The 21,042-nt window shown below is 61.8% G+C and carries 16 protein-coding genes and 2 tRNA genes; 12 read left to right on the forward strand and 6 right to left on the reverse strand.

Features of this window, described 5'->3' with window-relative positions; genetic code table 11:
- The first annotated feature begins 309 nt into the window (after positions 1-309).
- From N6L26_RS03435 to N6L26_RS03445, 3 genes are all read left to right on the forward strand, one after another.
- Positions 310-1,596 carry a potassium/proton antiporter gene (locus N6L26_RS03435; RefSeq protein WP_263606653.1) on the forward strand — a complete coding sequence of 429 codons (1,287 nt, stop codon included), beginning with the start codon at positions 310-312 and terminating at the stop codon, positions 1,594-1,596.
- A 343-nt stretch (positions 1,597-1,939) separates the two neighbouring features.
- Positions 1,940-5,020, forward strand: a complete 3,081-nt coding sequence (locus tag N6L26_RS03440; protein ID WP_263606654.1) for a TonB-dependent receptor — start codon at positions 1,940-1,942, stop codon at positions 5,018-5,020.
- Positions 5,021-5,572: 552 nt separating this feature from the next.
- Positions 5,573-6,934 carry a polysaccharide lyase 6 family protein gene (locus tag N6L26_RS03445; protein ID WP_263606655.1) on the forward strand — a complete coding sequence of 454 codons (1,362 nt, stop codon included), beginning with the start codon at positions 5,573-5,575 and terminating at the stop codon, positions 6,932-6,934.
- Between the two features lie 720 nt (positions 6,935-7,654).
- Here N6L26_RS03445 and N6L26_RS03450 read toward each other — a convergent pair.
- Positions 7,655-7,731 (reverse strand) — tRNA-Pro (locus tag N6L26_RS03450).
- Positions 7,732-7,869: 138 nt separating this feature from the next.
- Between N6L26_RS03450 and thyA the strand changes: the two genes are divergently transcribed.
- The 5 genes from thyA (at position 7,870) to N6L26_RS03475 (ending at position 13,022) form a co-directional block, all read left to right on the forward strand.
- Positions 7,870-8,796 (forward strand): thymidylate synthase, encoded by a 927-nt coding sequence (gene thyA / locus N6L26_RS03455; RefSeq protein ID WP_263606656.1) that lies wholly within the window; start codon positions 7,870-7,872, stop codon positions 8,794-8,796.
- 80 nt (positions 8,797-8,876) lie between these two features.
- The gene (locus N6L26_RS03460) at positions 8,877-10,178 is read left to right on the forward strand and encodes a 3-methyl-2-oxobutanoate dehydrogenase (2-methylpropanoyl-transferring) subunit alpha (RefSeq protein ID WP_263606657.1); all 1,302 of its coding nucleotides are present in this window, start codon (positions 8,877-8,879) and stop codon (positions 10,176-10,178) included.
- Entirely contained in the window at positions 10,175-11,236 is a 1,062-nt protein-coding gene (locus N6L26_RS03465) for an alpha-ketoacid dehydrogenase subunit beta (protein WP_263606658.1), read from the forward strand. The genes N6L26_RS03460 and N6L26_RS03465 overlap by 4 nt, the downstream gene beginning before the upstream one ends.
- A 5-nt stretch (positions 11,237-11,241) precedes the next feature.
- A complete protein-coding gene (locus N6L26_RS03470; RefSeq protein WP_263606659.1) occupies positions 11,242-12,543 on the forward strand; it encodes a dihydrolipoamide acetyltransferase family protein in 1,302 nt (433 codons plus the stop codon).
- Positions 12,544-12,945: 402 nt separating this feature from the next.
- A tRNA-Asp gene (locus N6L26_RS03475) sits at positions 12,946-13,022 on the forward strand.
- 30 nt (positions 13,023-13,052) lie between these two features.
- Here N6L26_RS03475 and N6L26_RS03480 read toward each other — a convergent pair.
- The 5 genes from N6L26_RS03480 to N6L26_RS03500 all read right to left on the reverse strand — a co-directional run bounded on the left by N6L26_RS03480 (position 13,053) and on the right by N6L26_RS03500 (position 16,138).
- Positions 13,053-14,489, reverse strand: coding sequence for an MFS transporter (locus N6L26_RS03480; protein WP_263606660.1), 1,437 nt, complete (start codon positions 14,487-14,489; stop codon positions 13,053-13,055).
- 49 nt (positions 14,490-14,538) lie between these two features.
- Positions 14,539-14,754 (reverse strand): DUF2842 domain-containing protein, encoded by a 216-nt coding sequence (locus N6L26_RS03485; RefSeq protein WP_263606661.1) that lies wholly within the window; start codon positions 14,752-14,754, stop codon positions 14,539-14,541.
- Positions 14,751-15,323 (reverse strand): 5-formyltetrahydrofolate cyclo-ligase, encoded by a 573-nt coding sequence (locus N6L26_RS03490; RefSeq protein ID WP_263606662.1) that lies wholly within the window; start codon positions 15,321-15,323, stop codon positions 14,751-14,753. The genes N6L26_RS03485 and N6L26_RS03490 overlap by 4 nt, the downstream gene beginning before the upstream one ends.
- Before the next feature lie 315 nt (positions 15,324-15,638).
- Entirely contained in the window at positions 15,639-15,962 is a 324-nt protein-coding gene (locus N6L26_RS03495; RefSeq protein ID WP_263606663.1) for a cell division protein ZapA, read from the reverse strand.
- Positions 15,959-16,138 (reverse strand): hypothetical protein, encoded by a 180-nt coding sequence (locus N6L26_RS03500; RefSeq protein ID WP_263606664.1) that lies wholly within the window; start codon positions 16,136-16,138, stop codon positions 15,959-15,961. The genes N6L26_RS03495 and N6L26_RS03500 overlap by 4 nt, the downstream gene beginning before the upstream one ends.
- Before the next feature lie 206 nt (positions 16,139-16,344).
- Here N6L26_RS03500 and tkt point away from each other — a divergent pair, with 206 nt between their 5' ends.
- From tkt to N6L26_RS03520, 4 genes are read left to right on the forward strand one after another with little or no spacing between them, the layout of a single operon-like run.
- A complete protein-coding gene (tkt, locus tag N6L26_RS03505; RefSeq protein WP_263606665.1) occupies positions 16,345-18,336 on the forward strand; it encodes a transketolase in 1,992 nt (663 codons plus the stop codon).
- Positions 18,337-18,351: 15 nt separating this feature from the next.
- Positions 18,352-19,359 (forward strand): type I glyceraldehyde-3-phosphate dehydrogenase, encoded by a 1,008-nt coding sequence (gap, locus tag N6L26_RS03510; protein ID WP_263606666.1) that lies wholly within the window; start codon positions 18,352-18,354, stop codon positions 19,357-19,359.
- A 30-nt stretch (positions 19,360-19,389) separates the two neighbouring features.
- Complete coding sequence (locus tag N6L26_RS03515) at positions 19,390-20,589, forward strand: phosphoglycerate kinase (RefSeq protein ID WP_263606667.1); 1,200 nt, start codon at positions 19,390-19,392, stop codon at positions 20,587-20,589.
- A complete protein-coding gene (locus N6L26_RS03520; protein WP_263606668.1) occupies positions 20,586-21,041 on the forward strand; it encodes a PaaI family thioesterase in 456 nt (151 codons plus the stop codon). The genes N6L26_RS03515 and N6L26_RS03520 overlap by 4 nt, the downstream gene beginning before the upstream one ends.
- Position 21,042 lies beyond the last annotated feature (1 nt).

A 21,042-nucleotide genomic window follows, 5' to 3' on the forward strand; every position in this document is an offset into this window, starting at 1 on the left:
AGTGCAAGCGGGCCGTTCACGGATCGAAGCGGGGGAGGTGGTCCCGCCTTCTTGAACAGGCTGAGCCGACGTTCGACATTTATGCAATTCGGTTCGACGGTAAGCTTTACGCAAGCAGGTGCTGGGCAGTCTTCTGTTTGGGGCGTAAAAACAGGCGTCTTGATATTGCCATTGGCGCGACGGTGATGGATCCATCATCGATGCTTATGCCAACCATCGCATCGCGGGCGATCCACTACCTGCGATAGAAGCGGCCACCCTAGATCGATTCGAAATCCGTAGTCGCAAGCCAAACGCTTTGCCCTTGTCATGCCGCCGATGCTGGGCTCTCATGAGAAGATGCCAACGCTAAGTCCTGAAATTGCCCTTCTGGTCCTAGGCGGCCTTCTTTTGGCCACGGTATTTGCGGGGACGCTCTCGAGCCGGTTCGGCCTGCCGGCGCTGATCGGTTTCCTCTGCCTCGGCATGCTCGTGGGCGTGGATGGTCCGGGAGGGATTGCCTTCGACGATTATCTTCTGACGCAGGGCGTCGGCATTGCCTGCCTGATATTCATTCTGTTTTCAGGAGGTCTCGATACCGATTGGCGCGACTTTCGCCGTGTCGCTTCGCCGGCATTGCTGCTCGCAACGCTCGGTGTCCTGATCAGCGCCGGGACTATTGCTCTCTCATCGGTCCTTATCCTCGGGTTCACCCCTTTTCAGGGCTTCCTGCTTGGGGCGATCGTGGCCTCGACAGATGCCGCAGCCGTGTTCGCCATCCTGCGGTCCACCGGGCTCGCCCTTCATGGCGACGTAAGAGCCCTGATCGAGGTCGAGTCCGGCTCCAACGATCCGATGGCCATCTTCCTGGTCGGAGCGGCGCTATTGTTCATGACCGTTCCCGGTGCGTCTCCATTTTCGATCGTGCCAGACTTCGCCGCGCAGATGCCGATAGGCGCCGGTATCGGGCTAGGGATAGGATATTTGTTGCCCGAAGTGCTCAAGCGCAGCCAGTATCGGCATGGCGGTTTGGCTTTCGTCATCTCGATTGCGGGGGCACTCATTTCCTATGGCCTTGCCGAAGTGCTCGGCGGGAACGGCTTTCTGGCGGCCTATATTGCGGGTCTGACCGCCGGCAATCGTGTCTATAGGGCACGCCATATTGTCTCGACATTCCAGGATGGAATGGCGTGGCTTTCTCAGGTCGTGATGTTCCTGACACTCGGACTACTCATCACTCCGTCGAACCTCATCGATGTGATCATACCGGGCCTGGCGATTACCTTCATTCTGATGGTCGTCGCTCGCCCGATCAGCGTGTTTATCTGCCTTCTTCCGTTCCGCAGGTTCGACTGGCGCGAGAAACTGTTCGTTTCGTGGGCGGGGTTGCGCGGGGCCGTGCCGATCGTGCTGGCAACGTTTCCGATGGTGGCCGGCATCCCCAGCGCTTTTGCAATCTTCAACATCGTCTTCTTCGTCGTGTTGCTATCGAGCGTAATTCAAGGACCGACAATGAACTGGATGGCGAAGCGGCTGCGCCTTACAACAGAAAAAGCACAGCCCGATGAGGCGCATGCCGCCCTTGCGGAAGACGGCGTGGAGCGAGACCCGCATTGATGTGGTCGGAGCTGAACGCGGGACCGTCCCCGCATCATTCTCCATCCGCTGTGAGTCCGGATATACACCGATACTGGACGCTATTCCTATACGCGCTCGATACTTGACGAACGGAAGCTTTCGGTTCTCAGCGCAACCATCTCGAATGACCGGGATTAGGGGGTGTTACCTCCGCGAATTCCAACCCAACGACCTGTTTGTGCGCTGGAGCGTGCTTCCGGCTACGCGGGACTGAAGAACTGGTATGACAGAAAAATAGATGCGGTATGATCTAGGGATTGACTACTTTGGTTTGGGCGGTATCGGTAAGGCATAACAAAAAGTAGTATACCGGGAGGGAATCATGCGTTTCAAACACGGCGTGTCACATCGTGCGTCCTTGTCATCATCAAGGGTGTCATTGCTCTTGGCAGTATCGGGAATTAGCCTGTCCTGTGCTGCCCCCGTTCAAGCCCAGGATGCGGCCGAGGGGGACGAGGACCAAGCCCAGAACGACTCGGTCATCGTCGTCACCGGGTTTCGCGAAACGGTTCAGCAATCGATCGAGGAAAAGAAGAGCAACGATCTCATCTTCGACGCCTTGGCGGCCGATGAAATCGGTGACCTTCCAGCCCTCTCGATCGGCGAGGCGCTCGAGACACTGACCGGAGCAGGTTCCCACCGCGAACAGGGCGGGGCGACCGAAATATCCATTCGCGGCCTCGGCCCTTTCTTAAGCTCGACCACCGTGAACGGACGAGCTGCATCCAATGGCAGCGGCGACCGTTCGGTTAATTTCAGCCAGTTCCCTTCTGAGCTATTTAACAAGGTCGGCATCTACAAGACGCAGTCCGCCAGCCTGATCGAAGGCGGCGTCGCCGGCCAGATCGCGCTCGAGACCGTGCGCCCGATTGACTACGGCAAAAGCCGCTTGCAGGGTCAGTTCAAGCTCAACATCAACCCGGACAATCTCGACATCGATGCCGACCAGCGTTTCCAGGACGTCGGGTACCGGGGGTCGCTTTCCTATATCGACCAGTTCCAGTTGGGCGGGGGCGAGATCGGCATCTCGCTTGGCTATTCGCGCAATTCCTCGACCAATCCGGAGCAGGAAGCTGCGGTCAGCAACACGCTCAACTATTGCGGCTACGATCCCAGCAGCACGAGTAGTGGCGTGTTCGACGAAGACAATTGCAACACCACCCGTCCCGACGAAGCGGGGACGGAAGACTTCGTGATTGCACGGAATAGCTATTCCTATCGACAGAACATAACCGAAGACATGCGGGATGCGTTTTTCGGGGCAGTCCAGATCCAGCCGGGCCCCGGCGTGGATATCAACATGGATTTCCAGTATTCGAAGCGCAAGTTCCGCGAACGGCGCAACGATCTGAACTTCTCCGAAGGCCGCAGGGTCGACGGTGAGGGCGACATCGGTGCGCTCGATTACGACCTGATTACCGGGCCCTATGGTGAGTTGTACCAGTTTACCGGCGAAACCAGTGTCGAGACTAACAGCGAGTACCTCGAGCGCGACGAGGAATATTATGGCGGTGGCTTGGCTGTCGATCTCGATCTCACCGAACGCCTGACCTTCTCGGCCGACGTGTCTTATTCGCAGACCCAGCGGATCGAGGAAGCGACTCAGGTGCGCATGCGCATCCGCGACCAGCTCGATATCTTCGGCAATGGAGATCAGTATCCGCTCGCTGTGGAGAGCAACGGCGAGAATAACAACGACCGGATCGAGACCGCCTATCTGGTCGGCCAGAACGGCTCGTTGATCCCCAACTTCGTGGTTCAGGCGTTCGACCCGAATAATTACGACCTGTTCCGCAACGATGCCCGTGTGCGGTACGATCTGGAACAGGATCGCTACAACAGCATCTTCGCTTGGCGGGGGGACCTGAATTATGAGATGGATGGCTTCGTCAACTCGATCCAGGGCGGGGTGCGTTTCCAGGAACTCAAGTATCGCGATGTTCCGGGCGCAGCGTCCGGCAGCAGCCGCTTCGAGAACACTTACAGCAACGAGGCCTTGGCTATTGCGAACCAGGCCTGTCGTACCGCCTTCCCCGAAAAAGGCTTCCTGAACTCGGTTTCGGGCGGCAACCCCCTCGTCACGATCGTCGACACCTCCGGCAACGTGATAGGGACGACCAATACCTTCGCGACATTCGATGCGTTGTGCCTCGCCCAGACACTGGAGGCGAACGATCCCACGGGTGTCATCACCTTCGACGAGGATGGCATACCGAGCTATCCCGACGGGAACTTCGATTCAATCCAGAACAGCGATGTCTACGAGAAAACGAAGGCGGCGTATCTTCAGGTAAATTTCGATGGCGAGCTCGGCCAGCTCCCGGTTCGCGGGAATGCCGGCGTGCGCGTGGTAAAGACCGATGTCCGCTCAACCGGGTTCCGCGGCACGCTCACCGCAGTCTACGACGACACGACCAACGAACTGGTCGATGTGGTAGAGGACCAAGATTCGCTCGTCTCGCTAGCCGCAGAGAATTCCTACACGGAATGGCTCCCGAGCCTCAATCTGACCTTCGAACTCCAGCCCGACCTGCTGGGCAGGTTTGCGGTATATCGCGCGCTCTCGCGCCCGGACCCGTCAAATCTCGGCTACGGCCGGACCTTCACCGCCCTTGTTGAAGAGGGGGATCCGGTTTTCTCGATCGCGGATGCGATCGGATCGGCAAACGCAACGGGCAACCCGTTCACCGATCCGCTGCTGTCATGGAACGTCGATGCCGCGGTGGAATGGTATCCGGATGCGGATTCGATCCTCGCGATCGGCGCCTATTACAAGAGCTTCAACGGCGGGTTCGAAACCATCGGTCGGTTCGAAACCTTCACCGTCGACGGCGAGAATCTCGAAACGCTGGTTACCACCGCCAACACCAGCGAAGACACCAGCACCATTTGGGGTATCGAGGCGACCGCGGCGCACCGCTTCTCGTGGCTGCCAAAGCCGCTGGACGGCCTCGGCTTCAAGGTCAGCTACAACTTCGCCGATTCCGACTTCGAATTCCAGGACGACACGCTCGGCGCGATCACCACGATCAACAGCGACCTGTCGCGGACGACAAGTGACGCGCTGATACCTCCGGCCAATATCTTCGGCCTCTCCAAGCACGTGCTTTCAGCGCAGGCGTTCTACGAGATCGGAAAGCTCGAACTGCAAGGCGTGTACAAGTACCGCAGCGAGTACTTCCAGCAGTTCGTCAGCACCCCGGGACGAGTCCGGTTTGTGGACGACACCGGGGTCTTCGAAGCACGGATATCCTATTCCCTCACCGACAACATCCGGATCAGTGCCGAAGGCTTGAACCTATTCAACGAACCGCGCGTGGATCACCGCGGGACGCGGACGAACCTCGGCCAGGTCCTGTCCTATGGCCCCCGCTATTATGTAGGTGTCCGGGCCAAATTCTAAAGCTGGAAGGCAACCGGGTGCTCTCCTGTACGCTCGACTTGGGAGGGGAGCATCCGGACAGCCGCATCGGTCCTGTCGGATAACCGGATCGCCTGATCAGTATGTGTTCGTCGACCGGGAAGATTTGCCGCGGCGGACACGCAGGTAGGTCTCCCGCTGACCGGCAATCCCGCAACCATGCGTATCGGGTAGCTCCGGTGCGAAATCATCAGAGTATCTGGGGCTCGGGATCGCGGCACGAGCAGGGCCGGCGAGCGTACGCGGTACAAGGATGCTGCTATCGACGCGTCAGGGACCGCGATCCGGTCGGGTTTCGACATGCGATATGGATGCAGTTGCAGCACATTCTCGAACGGCCGCTCGACATGATCTCGAACACTGGCGCTCGAGGAATTCTAGCAGCGCAGCACGCAAACGCGCGAGCGGTTCTTCGTCCTGACGGATCAGGGGCGGTGCTGGAATAGGGCGACTGGACATCCTGTGATGAATCCTACGTCGCGTCCCGGCATGCCCCGCTGTCCATCCTCGCAATCCCACCTTAAGGGTACGAAAATGCTACACAAACTGATCCAGGGCGCCGTGATCTGCTGGTTGTTGGCCACGTCCGCTAGCGCAAGAGACTACTTTGTCGAGAGCCAAGCTGAATACGCCCGCGCGATCGAAGTGATCGAAGCCGGGGATACGGTCACGCTTGCAAATGGCGAATGGCACGACTTCGAAATGGTTATCACGGGATCGGGCCGGAAAGATGCCCCGATTACAATCGCTGGCCAAACCAAGGGCGGGGTCGCCTTGACGGGCAGGTCGAGCTTGCGGATCGGCGGCCGACATATTGTGGTGCGGGATCTTGTGTTCAGGGATGGCTACAGCCCGCGAAGCGAGGTGATATCGTTCCGCCGCAGCAAGAGTGACCTCGCCGCTCACAGTCGTATAACCGAGGTCGTCATCGACGGGTTCAGCAAGCCCGATCCTCGTGACGACGATTATTGGGTCGGTCTCTACGGGACGAACAATCGCTTCGATCACAATCACCTCGTTGGGAAGACCAACAAGGGTGTGACGCTGGCGGTGCGGCTTGACAGCGAGCAAAGCCGAGAGAACCATCACAGGATCGATCACAACTATTTCGGGCCGCGACCGGTGCTGGGCACGAATGGTGGCGAGACCATTCGCATCGGGACAAGCACCTATTCAAGGTATTCGTCAAACACCTTGGTCGAGAACAATGTGTTCGATCGTACCGATGGCGAAATCGAAATCATCTCCTCCAAGTCAGGCGGCAATATCTATCGCGGGAACCTGTTTTTGCGCGCACGCGGCGCGCTCACGCTACGACATGGCGACAACAATGTGGTCGAGAGGAACATCTTTCTTGGACGTGGGAAAGACGGCACAGGCGGCATTCGCGTCATCAATCGCAACCAAATCGTACGTGACAACTATATGGAAGGGTTGCGGGGCACGGGCTTCTGGGGTGCGCTAACGGTGATGAACGGCGTTCCGAACTCGCCGATCAATCGATATGTTCAAGTCGAGAATGCGCGCATCGAGAACAATACCATCGTCGATAGCGCGCGGATAACGTTTGGAGCCGGTTCGGATGAGGAACGGTCCGCGCCTCCGATAAGAAGTTGTTTTGCTCGAAATCTCCTAAGCGCTGGCGGAACCGATACTTTTATCGAGGTCGATGCCGACATTTCGGGGATACAGTTTGCCGACAATCGAGTGTTGCATGGCGAAGTGCATAGTTCCCTGGGAGAACTAACTACCACACCAACGCGATTGGAGCGTGCGGCGAACGGCTTGCTGTATCCGGTCGATCCACGGATGGCTGGCGTCGGCGTTTCGCGCGATCTGACCCCGGTCTCGCTCGAGATGGTAGGGGTGGCTTGGTATCCCAAACCCGCGAATTAGGCGGGGTTCTAAAGAGCTTCTTTCTCCGGCCAGCCTCTAACACGAAACTGCTTTTTGCAGAGCAGTCATGGGCGCAGGGCGCAGTGACAGGTCGGGTGCGGATTGAGCTACGATCGAGCCGTTGCAGTCGCTTGGGGTTGACTGGTAGACTAGGTCCACGGACATCCCGCAGAGCACTGTTGCGCCAGAGCCGCTGCCGCGGGCCTATTTTGCGCATCAGCTGCTCCCTTTCCCAGGCAGGTCGGGGTTCGCCAGGGTCTTCTCGCGGGATGGCCGTAGTCGCCGCGGCGAAGTTGAGACCGATGGCAGCCGGAATTCTACGCTTCCGTGCAGAGCGCTCGAGGTGTTTTTCAACCGTGCGCATTGTGCTCAGACCGCGGTTCGCTGTGTTCAGGCAGCGCCCCAGTTCGGGCGTCCAATCCGGCTGTACTTTCCGAACATCTTCGAATGACCGTGACCGGTCGGGCTTCCACATCTTCTTCGCTGCAGCGTTATCAAGGTTTCTTCGATGATTTCGCTGAACCTGCGGTTGTCATAGATCGCGAATGGGCATGGCTAGTCGGTGCAGCTGAGGGGATGGTCGGTTCTACGACCGACGCACGAGCACCCTCGGTCTTGCCGAAAAGGGCCCTAACTTCGCGAGACAGGTGGCCCAGATCGGGCATCATCGCACATGCTAAGAGGCGAAAAGGCGAAAATCTGCGGCGTAACGCGCTAAAATGGTCGGGGAGAGAGGATTCGAACCTCCGGCCCCTGCCTCCCGAAGACAGTGCTCTACCAGGCTGAGCTACTCCCCGACCGGATCGGCCCGCGGCTTTGTGAAGCCTTGGGTGCGAAGCAAGGCGCGCCCTATAGGTGGGGATTGCGGCACACGCAAGCAGGCAATTCGGGCAAATCGTGCCTAGGAAGAATCTCCGCAGCAAAACGAGCATCCCGTGTCCGAATCGCACCCTGAACAGCCCTATCTCGAACTCATGCGCCGCATCTGGATGGAGGGTGACGAGCGGATGGACCGGACCGGCGTGGGCACGCGGTCGGTCTTCGGCGCGATGCTGCGGTTCGACCTTGCCGGCGGCGCGATGCCGCTGGTGACCACCAAGCGGGTTTACTGGAAGACGGCGACGCGCGAATTGCTGTGGTTCCTTACGGGCGAAACCAATATCCGCCCCCTCGTGCTGCAGGGTGTGAAGATCTGGAACGAATGGCCGCATGCGCGCTATGTCGCGGAGACGAGCGAGCAGCTCCCGCTGGAGGATTTCGTCCAGCGGATTGCCGATGACGAGGCGTTCGCTGCCCGCTGGGGCGACCTCGGTCCGGTTTACGGCAAGCAATGGGTCGATTGGCCGACCTTTGAAGCGCAGGGCGACGGCAGCTACCGGCCGGGGTTGGGGATCAACCAGGTCGCGCAAGTGGTCGAATCGTTGCGCACCAATCCGGGGAGCCGGCGGCATATCATCGAGGGCTGGAACGTCGCAGAACTCGACGCAATGGCACTGCCTCCCTGCCACAAGACCTATCAGTTCCATGTCGCGGGGGATCGCCTCAGCTGCCTGCTTTACCAGCGCAGCTGCGATGTCGCGCTGGGCCTGCCCTTCAACCTGTGGTCGGCGGCATTGCTGACGCGAATGATCGCGCAGCAGGTCGACCTCGAGCCGGGCGAACTGGTCTGGACGGGCGGCGACACGCACCTGTATCTCAACCACGAAGCGCTGATAGACGAACAGCTTTCGCGGGAACCGCAGGGCCGCCCACGCCTTGAGATAGTGCGGCGTCCATCCTCCATCTTCGATTACGCGATCGAGGATTTCTTGGTTCACGATTACACGCCGCACGCGCCGATCAAGGCGCCCGTAGCGGTGTGATTCGGCCCCTGACTTGACCGTTTCCCATCCGTGAAATAAAATAACGCTTAAGCGTAAGATTGCGTCTGGGAGACGATTCTATGGCCGACAGGCCCAAGGGTAGTGCAGAAGGCGAGAACCGTCCGGCTCTCTCGCTGCACGTGCCCGAACCCAAGTTCCGGCCGGGAGACACGGTCGATTTTTCCCATATCGAGGTGCCCGAGGCAGGCAGCATGGCGCGGCCCGACGAAGCCTGTGACCCTGCGGAGATGCGCGATCTGGCCTATGGGCTGGTCCGCGTGCTGGGCGATGACGACAAGGCGCACGGACCGTGGGATCCCAAGCTCGACGCGGACACGCTGCGCGCGATGCTCAGCCATATGGCCATGACGCGCGCGTTCGACGAGCGCATGTTCCGCGGCCAGCGGCAGGGCAAGACCAGTTTCTACATGAAGTGCACCGGCGAAGAGGCGACCAGCGTGTCGGCCTCGATGGCGCTGGCGGGGGACGACATGGTCTTCCCCAGCTATCGCCAGCAGGGCATCCTGATCCAGCGCGGCTATCCGCTGATCGAGATGATCAACCAGATCTATTCGAACAAGGGCGACAAGCTGAAGGGCCGCCAGCTGCCGATCATGTATTCGAGCCGCGAACACAGCTTCTTCACCATCAGCGGCAACCTCGCCACGCAGACGCCGCAGGCAGTGGGTTGGGCGATGGCCAGCGCGATGAAGGGCGACAGCCGCATCGCCGCGACCTGGGTGGGCGAGGGCAGCACCGCGGAAGGCGACTTCCATTCGGCCTGCACCTTCGCGACGGTGTATAATGCACCGGTTATCCTCAATGTTATCAACAACCAGTGGGCGATCTCCAGCTTCAGCGGTTTCGCCGGGGCCGAACGCACCACCTTCGCCGCGCGCGCGCTGGGCTATGGCCTTGCGGGTCTGCGCGTCGATGGCAACGACGCGCTGGCCTGCTATGCTGCCGAGCGCTGGGCCGCCAATCGCGCCCGCGCCAACGCCGGGCCGACGCTGATCGAGTTCTTCACCTACCGCGCCGAAGGCCATTCCACCTCGGACGATCCCAGCGGGTATCGCAGCGCGCAGGAGCGCAGCGAATGGCCGCTTGGCGATCCCGTCATGCGGCTCAAGAACCACCTCATCGCGCTTGGCGAATGGGATGAGGAGCGGCAGGAGAAGATGGACCTGGAAGCGGCCGAGCACGTCAAGAAGGTGACCAAGGAGGCCGAAGCCAACGGCATTCTCGGCCACGGCCTGCACCATCCGTTCCGCACCATGTTCGAAGATGTGTTCGAAGAGTTGCCCTGGCACCTGCGTGAGCAGGCCGACCAGGCGGTGCATGAACGCCAGACCAAGTTTCCCGAAGGACTGCCCGAGGCATGAGCGAGACCGAGATCAAGGACGCGCCCGAGCAGGCGCAGGGTACCGAACGCCGCCTCAACATGATCGAGGCGATCAACGATGCGCTCGACGTGTCGATGGGTCGCGATGACGATGTTGTGGTGATGGGCGAAGACGTCGGCTACTTCGGCGGCGTCTTCCGCTGCACTGCCGGGCTGCAGGACAAATACGGCAAGACGCGCGTGTTCGACACGCCGATCAACGAATGCGGCATCATCGCGGTGGCAGTGGGGATGGGCGCCTATGGCCTGCGCCCGGTGCCCGAGATCCAGTTCGCCGATTACATCTATCCCGGCCTCGACCAGCTGATCTCCGAGGCGGCGCGCCTGCGTTACCGCTCGGCGGGCGAATATGTCGCACCGATGACCGTCCGCTCGCCCTTTGGCGGGGGCATCTTCGGCGGGCAGACGCACAGCCAGAGCCCCGAGGCGATCTTTACGCACGTCTCGGGCCTCAAGACGGTCATCCCGGCAACGCCCTATGACGCCAAGGGCCTGCTGATCTCGTGCATCGAGGACAATGACCCGGTCATTTTCTTCGAGCCCAAGCGCATCTACAACGGTCCGTTCTCGGGCTATTACGACAAGCCGGTCCAGCCGTGGAAGAAGTTCGACGCCAGTGTCGTGCCCGAAGGCTACTATAAGATCCCGCTGGGCAAGGCGCGGCACGTCACCGAAGGCGACCGGCTGACGGTCCTCGCCTATGGCACGATGGTCCATGTGGTCGAAGCAGTATGCCGCGAGAAGGGCGTCGATGCCGACATCCTCGACCTGCGTACGCTGGTTCCGCTCGATATCGAGGCGATTGAAGCCTCGATCGAACGCACCGGGCGGTGCCTGATCGTGCATGAAGCGACCCGGACCAGCGGTTTCGGGGCGGAGCTTTCCGCGCTGGTCACGGAGCGTTGCTTCTACCATCTGGAAGCGCCGGTCGAACGCGTGACCGGTTTCGATACACCCTATCCCCACAGCCTCGAATGGGCCTATTTCCCTGGCCCGATCCGTATCGGCGAGGCCATCGACAAGATCCTCAAGGACTGATCCTCATGGCGAAATTTACCTTCAACATGCCCGATATCGGCGAAGGCATTGCCGAGGCCGAGATTGTGCAATGGCACAAGCAGGTCGGCGACCAGATCAGCGAAGACGAAGAATTCGTCGACATGATGACCGACAAGGCCACCGTGCCGATGGAAAGCCCGGTCAACGGCAAGATTCTCGAGATCGCCGGCGGCGAGGGCGACATGGTCTCGATCGGTTCGATGCTGGTCGTCATCGAGGTCGAGGGCGAAGTACCCGAGGATGTTGTCGAGGAAACCGCGGCTGCAACCGACACCGCGCCCGCGCCGAAGGACGACGTTGTCGAGGAGCGTATCGAGGTCGAAAACTCGGATGCGTCCGATGCCGACGATGCGCTGGCCGCAGATCCGCAGCCCGAGCCGCTTCCTGCGCCCACCCCGGCGCCAGAGCCGGTACAGCACGCCAAAGTCCTCGCCACGCCCGCGGTGCGCAAGCGCGCCAAGGACCTCGGCGTCGACCTCGCACAGGTGAAGCCGGCCGAAGATGGCCGCGTTCGCCACGGCGATCTCGACCAGTTCCTGTCCTACAATGCAGGCTATGGCGCTGCTGCCGCACCGCGGGCGGACGAGGAGAAGAAGGTTATCGGGATGCGCCGCCGCATTGCCGAGAACATGGCCGCATCGAAGCGCAATATCCCGCATTTCTCCTATGTCGAAGAATGCGATGTCACCGATCTGGAAGTATTGCGCGCGCAGCTCAACAGCAACCGCGGCGACAAGCCCAAGCTGACCATCCTGCCGCTGCTGATCACCGCGATCTGCAAGAAGCTGCCCGATTTCCCGATGATCAACGCCCGTTACGATGATGAAGGCGGCGTGGTGACGCGCCACGGCGCGGTACATCTGGGCATGGCCGCGCAGACCGATGCGGGGCTGATGGTTCCCGTCATCAAGGATGCGCAGGCGAAGAACCCGTGGCAGCTCGCCAACGAGATTTCGCGACTGGCCGAGGCAGCGCGCACCGGCACGGCCAAGAGCGAGGAACTGCAGGGCGGCACGCTGACTGTCACCTCGCTCGGCCCCTTGGGCGGCGTGGCGACGACCCCGGTCATCAACCGCCCCGAAGTCGCGATCATTGGTCCCAACCGCATCATCGAACGCCCGATGTATGTCACTGGCAGCGATGGCGTCGAGCGGATCGAAAAGCGCAAGCTGATGAATATCTCGATCAGCTGCGACCACCGGGTGGTCGATGGCTGGGATGCGGCGAGTTTCGTCCAGGCGCTGAAGAGGCTGCTCGAAACCCCTGCGCTGATCCTCGTGGATTGATCTTCTAGGCTGTCACGCATGACGCGCGACAGCCAAGTCGACGAGTAATTCGCCATGGCGCAGGCATTTGCTCGGCGGGTGACATGGGCATCGCTATCGGCGCCTGACCCCCGGTGCGACGGAGGCTGATTGCCGAAATCCAAATGCCTGCCGGGTCGCGATCATGCCAGCGCAAGACAGGCCGACGGAACCGGCGAGGATGGCTCTCGCCGGCACGTAATCCCCCCATGTTACCCGGCCGATAATTGCTGCTCGGGCTGTCCCCGTAAGCGGCGAAAATCGGGCAAATACGGTCGGCATTTCCGCCTGTGTCGACAACTGCCAAAAAACCGCAACATCGGCCATTGACAGGAATCGGACCCTGCCTTAGTGGCGCGGCTCCCAAGCGGTGCAACGCTTCAAGCGGGTGTAGCTCAGATGGTTAGAGTGCCGGCCTGTCACGCCGGAGGTCGCGGGTTCGAGCCCCGTCACTCGCGCCACTTGGGACGTTTCTGACAATAGTCTGACGCCTAGGCGGATGCGGATTTTTCCGCATCCGCCAGTCGGCGCAGGTTTTCCTCATGCATGCCCTTGTCGATCCGATAGCGCGCAATGAAGAACAGCGCGGAAAGCCACAGGATCAACAATGCGGGCGCGTAGAACGCACCCAGGCGCCACAGGGTATCGGGGTCCACGCTCGCCGGATCGGCATCTTTGGGAAAGTCGATCAGCGACAGGATCAGGCCCGCCGCCAATACGCCGAACCCTTGCGTGGTCTTCCGCGTGAAAGTCATCGCCGCATAATAGACGCCTTCCGACCGTCGGCCGGTGCGCACTTGGTTGGCTTCGACCAGATCGGCGATCATCGAATAGGCCACCGCTTGGACCGCGATGATCAGCGCGAGGTCGATCACATTGATGCCCAGCACCAGTGGGAACAGCAGCGGGTCGCCGTTTTCGGGCATCAGCCCGGCGAGCCGCAGCAGGACCGGGGCGGGCTGGATGGTGAAGGCAAGCAGGCCGAGGACGATGGTCGCGCGTTTCTTGCCGAGTTTGCGGGTGGCCCATGGCGCAACCAGGAAGCCGAGCAGGGCGGACAGCAGCACGGTGCAGGTCCAGATGAAGATCTGGAATTCGCTGAACCCCCAGAAATAGTTGAGCACCAGGAATGCGAGCGCCGCCGACAGGCCCGTGGCTATCGCGAACAGGACGGTGGCGACGAACAGCGCGAGGAAGCTCTTCTCGCTCAACGTTTCGATCATCTCCCTGAAGATGCGCCCGATGTTGAACCGCTCACCCGTCGCGATTGGGCGGTGAAGACGGGGAATACGGCTGTGCGTTCCCAGCGCCGAGATCATGATCGTCGCGAATATCAGCGCGGACGCGATGATCCCGTATTGTGCATAGGCTTCGGGATCGCGCATTCCCAGAGGCCCGGTGAAGAGGAAGCCGAACACGACAATGCTCATGACGGTGCCGCCCGACCAGCCGAACAGCAGGCGATAGGCCTGCATGCTGGTGCGTTCGTCGTAATCGGCGGTCAGCTCGGGAATAAGCGCCGAGCTGGGCGTTTCGTAAAAGGTGATGAAGGTGCGGATCAGGACCGCCAGCGCGGTCAGGTAGATGAACAGCCCTGCCTGACCCCAGTCGGGCGGATTCCACAGCAGGAAATAGCTCAGCGAAACGGGCAGCGCCGCGGCATACATGAAGGGATGGCGCCGCCCCCAGCGGCTGCGCAGATTGTCGGACCAATAGCCGACCAGCGGATCGCTAATCGCATCGACCACCAGCGCGATCAGGATCGCCAGTCCGACTAGCCCGGGTTCGAGCCCGACCACTGTGCCGTAGAACAGCAAGAGGAAGTAATCGAAGCCGCCGTTCTTGATCCCGAATGCCGCAGCGCCCGATCCGTGCGCCAGCTTGAGCCAGACCGACGGTTTGTCGGCCACCCCGTCGCGTGTGGTCATGCCCTCTCCCTTTGGCGCGGACGCTAGGGCAGGGCATACCGCTTGGCAATCAGCCCCAGCGGCCGGTTTCCATCCAGATCAGGAAGCGGCGCAGCGGGAGCAGCCAGATGAGCCCGAGCACGATATAGATCAGCGTTTGCACTAGTGTTGGCCAGTCGGCGATCAGGCCGGGGGCATAACGTGCGATGACCACGCCGTAGATGGTCAGCGCCAGCAGCAATCCAAGAATGCCGACCGGGATACGCCAGGTGGGTTCTTGCCTCATGCGAAGGGTCCATAGATGCGGGTGGGCGTGACGATTGCCGAGAGCGGGATATCATGCGGCTCGGTCGGCAGGGCATCCACCCGCTGGCCGTCCCAGGCAAGCCCGATGGCGGTCGTGCCCGGATGGTCTGCCAGCCAGCGATCGTAATGACCGCCGCCCTGGCCAAGCCGCGCCCCTTCGGCAGTGAACCCGACCAGCGGCACGAACAACACGCGCGGTTCCATCGCTGCGGCATCGGCCGTGGGTTGCAGCAGTCCGAACGGGCCGGTTTCGAGATCGCTTTCGGCAAAGGGGTCGCTAAACTGCGTAAATTGCATCGCTGCGCCCCGTTCGGTGAAGCGTGGCAGGGCGAGCTGGTGCCCCTGCTCGAGGAAGAACTTGGCATAGGATGCCGCCGGCGCTTCGTAGGGATTGGCGCGGTACAGGCCGATCACGGCACCGTCGGGGACCAGTTCGAGCAGCGGCGCGGGCGGGCGCTTGAATACCAGCGCGCGCATGCTTTCCGGTAGCGCAGTGGCTTCCTCGCGCCGCGTAATGCGCAGGTGTTTGCGAAGCTCGTCCTTGGTCACGCGGTGGTCCTTATCGGTAGAGGCGCGGGGCGTCCAATGGCCTCGCTCGGGGGTGCGCTATCGCCATGTGTCGATGGCTGTCGGCGCCGCCCGGTGAAGGGGGCGGGCTGCTGCCGATAGCTAGTCCGGAAAGTGGCGGGACCACCATGGGTCGTTTCCGGCGAAATCCTCTGACGCCTAAACGTCAGGTGGGTTCCGTATGTCCCGGTCCCACGGCCGAACCGGTAGACCAGGACAGGGACAGCTCCCTAGGAATGCTTATAGCCTCAGGGATATTCATGCGGCTCGTGCCGGGCAGCCCCGCCATCACGCTATTTAGGAGGCGGGGGCCTCGCCCTCAAGGGTCGATGCCGCATTCTCCAGCGCCGCCGCCATCCGTTCGAGTTGTCCGGCCAGCCGCTCGGTGTCGAATTTGGGTTCCGGGGGCGGCTCGGTCGCACGCTTGGCTTCGTCCAGCTCATCGGCCACCAGCAAGGCGGCAAACAGCAGGTTCTTGGCTTCATTGCTCGACAGATTGGCGCCCATCGACCCCAGCTTGCCATCGATGATGCTCGCCAGCCGCTGGACATGGTCTTCCTGCCCATCGGCGCACGAAACCGTGTAATTCCGCCCGCCGACCGCCAGCCTGACATCGCTCATGGAGCCAGCCCTTCGATCAGTGCGTCGAGCTGCGAGATGGTCGCCGTCACACTGTCGCGCAGCGCCTCGTGGCGGGCGACGAGTTCGGCATTGGTCGGCGCCCCCGAAGCGGGGGAATGCGAGGCAAGCGCGGCCTGCGTTTCGATCCGCGCCAGCGCGCGGTCGATGCGGTCCATCGCCGATTGAATACGTTGCGAAGTCATGACACCGCAGGAAATATCAAGATTGCCGCGTCCGGTCAAAGGCTTGGCCTATTCTGTTGATAAGTGGACTGAGGCAATTGCCGGCTGTGCATGGCGCGGTGGGCGGGTTGACCTCGCGCGTGCGCTCCGCGAAGGCTTCGCGCGCGTCGAATCGACCCAGTTTCCGGAGAATGAATCCCATGAGTCTTGCCACCGCTCGCATGGTCCAGATGGCCAATGCCATCAGGGCACTTTCGATGGATGCGGTGCAGGCAGCGAATTCGGGGCACCCCGGCATGCCGATGGGCATGGCCGATGTCGCGACTGTGCTGTGGAGCGACTATCTCAAGCACGATCCCGCATCGCCCGACTGGGCGGATCGCGACCGCTTCGTACTCAGCGCGGGCCATGGCTCGATGCTGATCTACAGCCTGCTCCACCTGTCGGGCTATGCCGCCCCGACAATGGACGACATCCGCAACTTCCGCCAGCTCGGCAGCCCCTGCGCTGGCCACCCGGAGAACTTTCTGCTCGACGGCGTCGAAAGCACCACCGGCCCGCTGGGGCAGGGTCTGGCGATGGCGGTAGGCATGGCGATTGCCGAGCGGCATCTTAATGCGGGCTTCGGCGATGATATCGTCGACCACCGTACCTGGGTGATCGCGGGTGACGGCTGCCTGATGGAAGGCATCAACCACGAAGCGATCGGTCTTGCCGGCCATCTCAAGCTCGGCCGCATGAACGTGTTGTGGGACGACAACAACATCACCATCGACGGGACCACCGACCTGTCGACCAGCGAAGACATCAAGGCGCGCTACGAAGCGACCGGCTGGCATGTCGTCAGCTGCGACGGGCACGATTTCGACGATATCCGCCGCGCGCTCGATGAAGCGCTGGCCGACGAGCGGCCCTCGCTGGTCGCGTGCAAGACGGTTATCGGCAAGGGTTCGCCCAACAAGCAGGGCACCAGTGCCACCCACGGCGCACCGCTGGGGGACGATGAAATCGCTGCAGTGCGCGAGGCGCTGGGCTGGGAGGCGGCGCCGTTCGAAATTCCCGAACAGGTGCTGTCCGATTGGCGCGGGACGGCCGAGCGTGGTTCGGCGGCGCGCGCCAAATGGCGCAACCGGCTCGAGGCGCATGGCGACAAGGCCGAATTCGAACGCCGGATGTCGGGCGATCTGCCCGAGGGCTTCAATCTCGACAACTATATCCAGTCGCTGATCGACGAACCGCAGAAGGTCGCGACCCGCAAGGCCAGCGAAATGGCGCTGGGCGAAATCAACGCCAACCTCCCAGACACGATTGGCGGCAGCGCCGATCTGACCGGATCGAACAATACCAAGGCGGGCGGTATCGGCCCGTTCACCGCCGATGACCGTAGGGGACGCTATATCTATTATGGCATCCGCGAATTCGGCATGGCCGCCGCAATGAACGGCATGGCGCTGCACGGCGGCGTGATCCCCTATGGCGGGACATTCCTGGTGTTCACCGACTATTGCCGCGCCGCGATCCGCCTCTCCGCGCTGCAGCAGGCCCGCGTGGTCTATGTCATGACGCACGACAGCATCGGGCTTGGCGAAGACGGTCCGACGCACCAGCCGATCGAGCATATCCAGTCGCTTCGGATGATCCCGAACCTGCTGGTCATGCGCCCTGCAGACACGGTCGAAACTGCCGAATGCTGGGACATCGCGCTGCGCGAGAAGGACCGCCCGACGGTTCTTGCACTGACCCGCCAGGGTCTGCCGCAGCTGCGCACCGAGAAGGCTTCGGAGAACCTCAGCGGGCGCGGGGCGTATCGTCTGAAGGAAGCGGAATCTCCGCGGCGCGTCATCCTGATCGCTACCGGATCCGAAGTCAGCCTGGCGACCGAATGCGCTGCCGAGCTGGAAAAGGCGGGTATCGGCGCGGACGTTGTGTCGATGGTCTGCACCCAGCTGTTCGACGAGCAGGACGAAGCCTATCGCGCCGACTTGCTGCCCGATGTATCCCCTGACGAAACGCTGCGCGTAAGCATCGAGGCGGGAACGACATTCGGCTGGGACCGCTACACCATGACCAACGGGATGCGGTTCGGCATCGACCGGTTCGGCGCCAGCGCACCGGCAGGCGATCTCTTCGAGAAATTCGGTCTCACTGCGGACGCTATCGTTCCGCAAATCATGAACAAATTGAACGGTTAAGCAGGAGTTTTTGCAATGACGACCAAGGTTGCAATCAACGGTTTCGGACGTATCGGCCGCCTCGTGGCGCGCGCCATTCTCGAGCGCGACGACCATGATCTCGAACTCGTCAGCATCAACGACCTGGCCGACACCAAGTCGAATGCGCTGCTGTTTCAGTATGACAGCACGCATGGCCGCTTCCCTGGCACTGTCGAAGTCGGCGACAAGGCGATCATCGTCAACGGCAAGAGCATCGCGGTCACCAGCGAGCGCGATCCGGGCGACTTGCCGCATGGCGACCAGGGCGTCGACATCGTCCTCGAATGCACCGGCTTCTTCCAGAGCCATGAAGCCGCCGAACCGCATCTTAAGGCGGGCGCCAAGCGCGTGCTGATCTCGGCCCCGGCTAAGAATGTCTCGGCCACGATCGTTTATGGCGTGAACCACGAAACGCTGACCGCCGAAGACGTGATCGTCTCGAACGCGAGCTGCACCACCAACTGCCTCTCGGCGATGGCCAAGGTGCTGCACGACACCGTCGGCATCGAGCGTGGTTTCATGACCACGATCCACAGCTACACCAACGACCAGCGCATGCTCGACCAGATGCACAGCGACATGCGCCGGGCCCGCGGCGGCGCGCAGAACATGATCCCGACCACCACCGGTGCTGCGCGCGCGGTGGGCCTCGTGCTGCCCGAACTGGCTGGCAAGCTCGACGGCAGCTCGGTCCGCGTGCCGACGCCTAATGTCAGCCTCGTCGATCTCGTCTTCACCCCCGGCCGCGACACCAGCGTCGAGGAACTGAACGGCGCGCTTAAGGAAGCCGCTGAAGGCAAGATGAAGGGCGTGCTCGATTACACCGACCAGCCGCTCGTCAGCAGCGATTTCAACCACTATCCGGCGAGCTCGACCATCGACAGCCTCGAAACCAGCGTGATGGAAGGCAAGCTTGCCCGCGTCGTCAGCTGGTACGACAATGAATGGGGCTTCTCGAACCGCATGCTCGACACCGCCGGTGTGATGGCGAAGTTCCTCTAAAGCCAAGTTCCTCCAAAGGACGCCCTGACCATGAGCAGCTTCAAGACCCTGGATGATCTGGGGGACATCACCGGCAAGGTCGCGCTGGTACGCGTCGATCTCAACCTGCCGATGAAGGACGGTTCGGCCACCGATGTCTCGCGGGTCGAGGCGGTCAAGCCGACCATCCTCGAACTCGCGGACAAGGGTGCCAAGGTCTTGCTGCTCGCGCATTACGGGCGTCCCAAGGGCAAGCGCTACTCGACCATGAGCACCAGCTTCGTGCAGGGCGATGTTGAGAAGGTGTTGGACCGCGAGATCATGTTCATCCCCGAGGTCATGGGTCCGGTGGTCGAACAGTCGATCGGGATCCTTGCGAATGGCGATATCGGTCTGCTCGACAATGTCCGCTTCTGGCCGGGCGAGGAAGCCAACGATCCCGAATTCGCGCGGGGCATGGCCGCCCATGGCGACTTCTACGTCAACGATGCGTTTTCGGCTGCGCACCGTGCGCATGCGAGCACCGAGGGGCTGGCGCATCATCTCCCGGCCTATGCAGGCCGTGCGATGGAAGCCGAACTGAAGGCGCTCGATGCCGCGCTCGGCACACCCGAGGCGCCGGTCGCCGCGGTGGTTGGCGGGGCCAAGGTTTCGACCAAGCTCGACGTGCTGACCAATCTGGTCGGCAAGGTGCAGCACCTGATCATCGGCGGCGGGATGGCCAACACCTTCCTCGCCGCTAAGGGCGTGGACGTGGGCAAGTCGCTGTGCGAACACGATCTCACCGACACCGCCAATCGCATCATCGACGAAGCGGCGCATGCGGGCTGCACGGTTCACCTGCCCTATGATGTCGTGGTGGCGAAGGAATTTGCCGCCAACCCTGCGTCCCTGCGTACCTGCAACGTTCACGAAGTCGCGGATGACGAGATGATCCTCGACGTTGGTCCGCTAGCCACCGAGGCGCTCGCCGACGTACTGAAGACCTGCCGCACGCTGGTGTGGAACGGACCGATGGGCGCATTCGAGACCGAGCCTTTCGATACTGCCACGGTCGCACTGGCGCGAACCGCGGCTGCGCTGACGCAGGACGGTTCGCTGATCTCGGTCGCGGGCGGGGGCGATACGGTCGCCGCGCTCGCTCATGCCGGGGTGAAGGATGACTTCACCTTCGTCTCGACCGCGGGCGGCGCCTTCCTCGAATGGATGGAAGGCAAGCCGCTTCCCGGCGTGGCGGCGCTCACCGCATGAGCGAGAACGAAGCAGTAGGCGCGAGCGGCGGGCTCGTGCCCGTCACCGAGGGCGACTGGGCCGGCTGGTCGACCTGGCAAAGCGATGCGTTCGAACAGCGCGCAGGCCCCTTCTACGAACGGCGCGACGACGACGGCAGCATGGTCGCTGCTTTCCGCGCCGAGGAGCGCCACATGAACGGCGCGGGTTTCATGCACGGCGGCTGCATGATGACCTTCGCCGACAGCGCGATCTTCACCATCGCAACCGACGAACTCGCCGGATCGCATGGCGTTACGATGCATCTCGCGGGCGATTTTCTCGATCCGGCCAGCGTCGGCCAGCTGATCGAGGCGCGCGGCGAAGTCGTCCGCGCGGGCGGCAAGACGATCTATGTCGTCGGCATGATCCGCGCCGACGGCAAGCCGGTGCTCAGCTTCAACGGAATTATCCGGAAGATCACCAGGAGATAGG

The organism is Qipengyuania sp. SS22 (assembly GCF_025736935.1).
Classification (GTDB): Bacteria; Pseudomonadota; Alphaproteobacteria; order Sphingomonadales; family Sphingomonadaceae; genus Qipengyuania.

Bases quoted from the DNA above. Each gene is read 5' to 3' on its own strand.
- N6L26_RS03435 (WP_263606653.1), top strand. From the start codon at position 310: ATGCCGCCGATGCTGGGCTCTCATGAGAAGATGCCAACGCTAAGTCCT.
- N6L26_RS03495 (WP_263606663.1), bottom strand. From the start codon at position 15,962: ATGAGCGATGTCAGGCTGGCGGTCGGCGGGCGGAATTACACGGTTTCG.
- N6L26_RS03500 (WP_263606664.1), bottom strand. From the start codon at position 16,138: ATGGACCGCATCGACCGCGCGCTGGCGCGGATCGAAACGCAGGCCGCG.
- N6L26_RS03440 (WP_263606654.1), top strand. From the start codon at position 1,940: ATGCGTTTCAAACACGGCGTGTCACATCGTGCGTCCTTGTCATCATCA.
- N6L26_RS03520 (WP_263606668.1), top strand. From the start codon at position 20,586: ATGAGCGAGAACGAAGCAGTAGGCGCGAGCGGCGGGCTCGTGCCCGTC.
- N6L26_RS03445 (WP_263606655.1), top strand. From the start codon at position 5,573: ATGCTACACAAACTGATCCAGGGCGCCGTGATCTGCTGGTTGTTGGCC.
- N6L26_RS03515 (WP_263606667.1), top strand. From the start codon at position 19,390: ATGAGCAGCTTCAAGACCCTGGATGATCTGGGGGACATCACCGGCAAG.
- N6L26_RS03460 (WP_263606657.1), top strand. From the start codon at position 8,877: ATGGCCGACAGGCCCAAGGGTAGTGCAGAAGGCGAGAACCGTCCGGCT.
- tkt (WP_263606665.1), top strand. From the start codon at position 16,345: ATGAGTCTTGCCACCGCTCGCATGGTCCAGATGGCCAATGCCATCAGG.
- N6L26_RS03465 (WP_263606658.1), top strand. From the start codon at position 10,175: ATGAGCGAGACCGAGATCAAGGACGCGCCCGAGCAGGCGCAGGGTACC.
- N6L26_RS03480 (WP_263606660.1), bottom strand. From the start codon at position 14,489: ATGACCACACGCGACGGGGTGGCCGACAAACCGTCGGTCTGGCTCAAG.
- N6L26_RS03470 (WP_263606659.1), top strand. From the start codon at position 11,242: ATGGCGAAATTTACCTTCAACATGCCCGATATCGGCGAAGGCATTGCC.
- gap (WP_263606666.1), top strand. From the start codon at position 18,352: ATGACGACCAAGGTTGCAATCAACGGTTTCGGACGTATCGGCCGCCTC.
- N6L26_RS03485 (WP_263606661.1), bottom strand. From the start codon at position 14,754: ATGAGGCAAGAACCCACCTGGCGTATCCCGGTCGGCATTCTTGGATTG.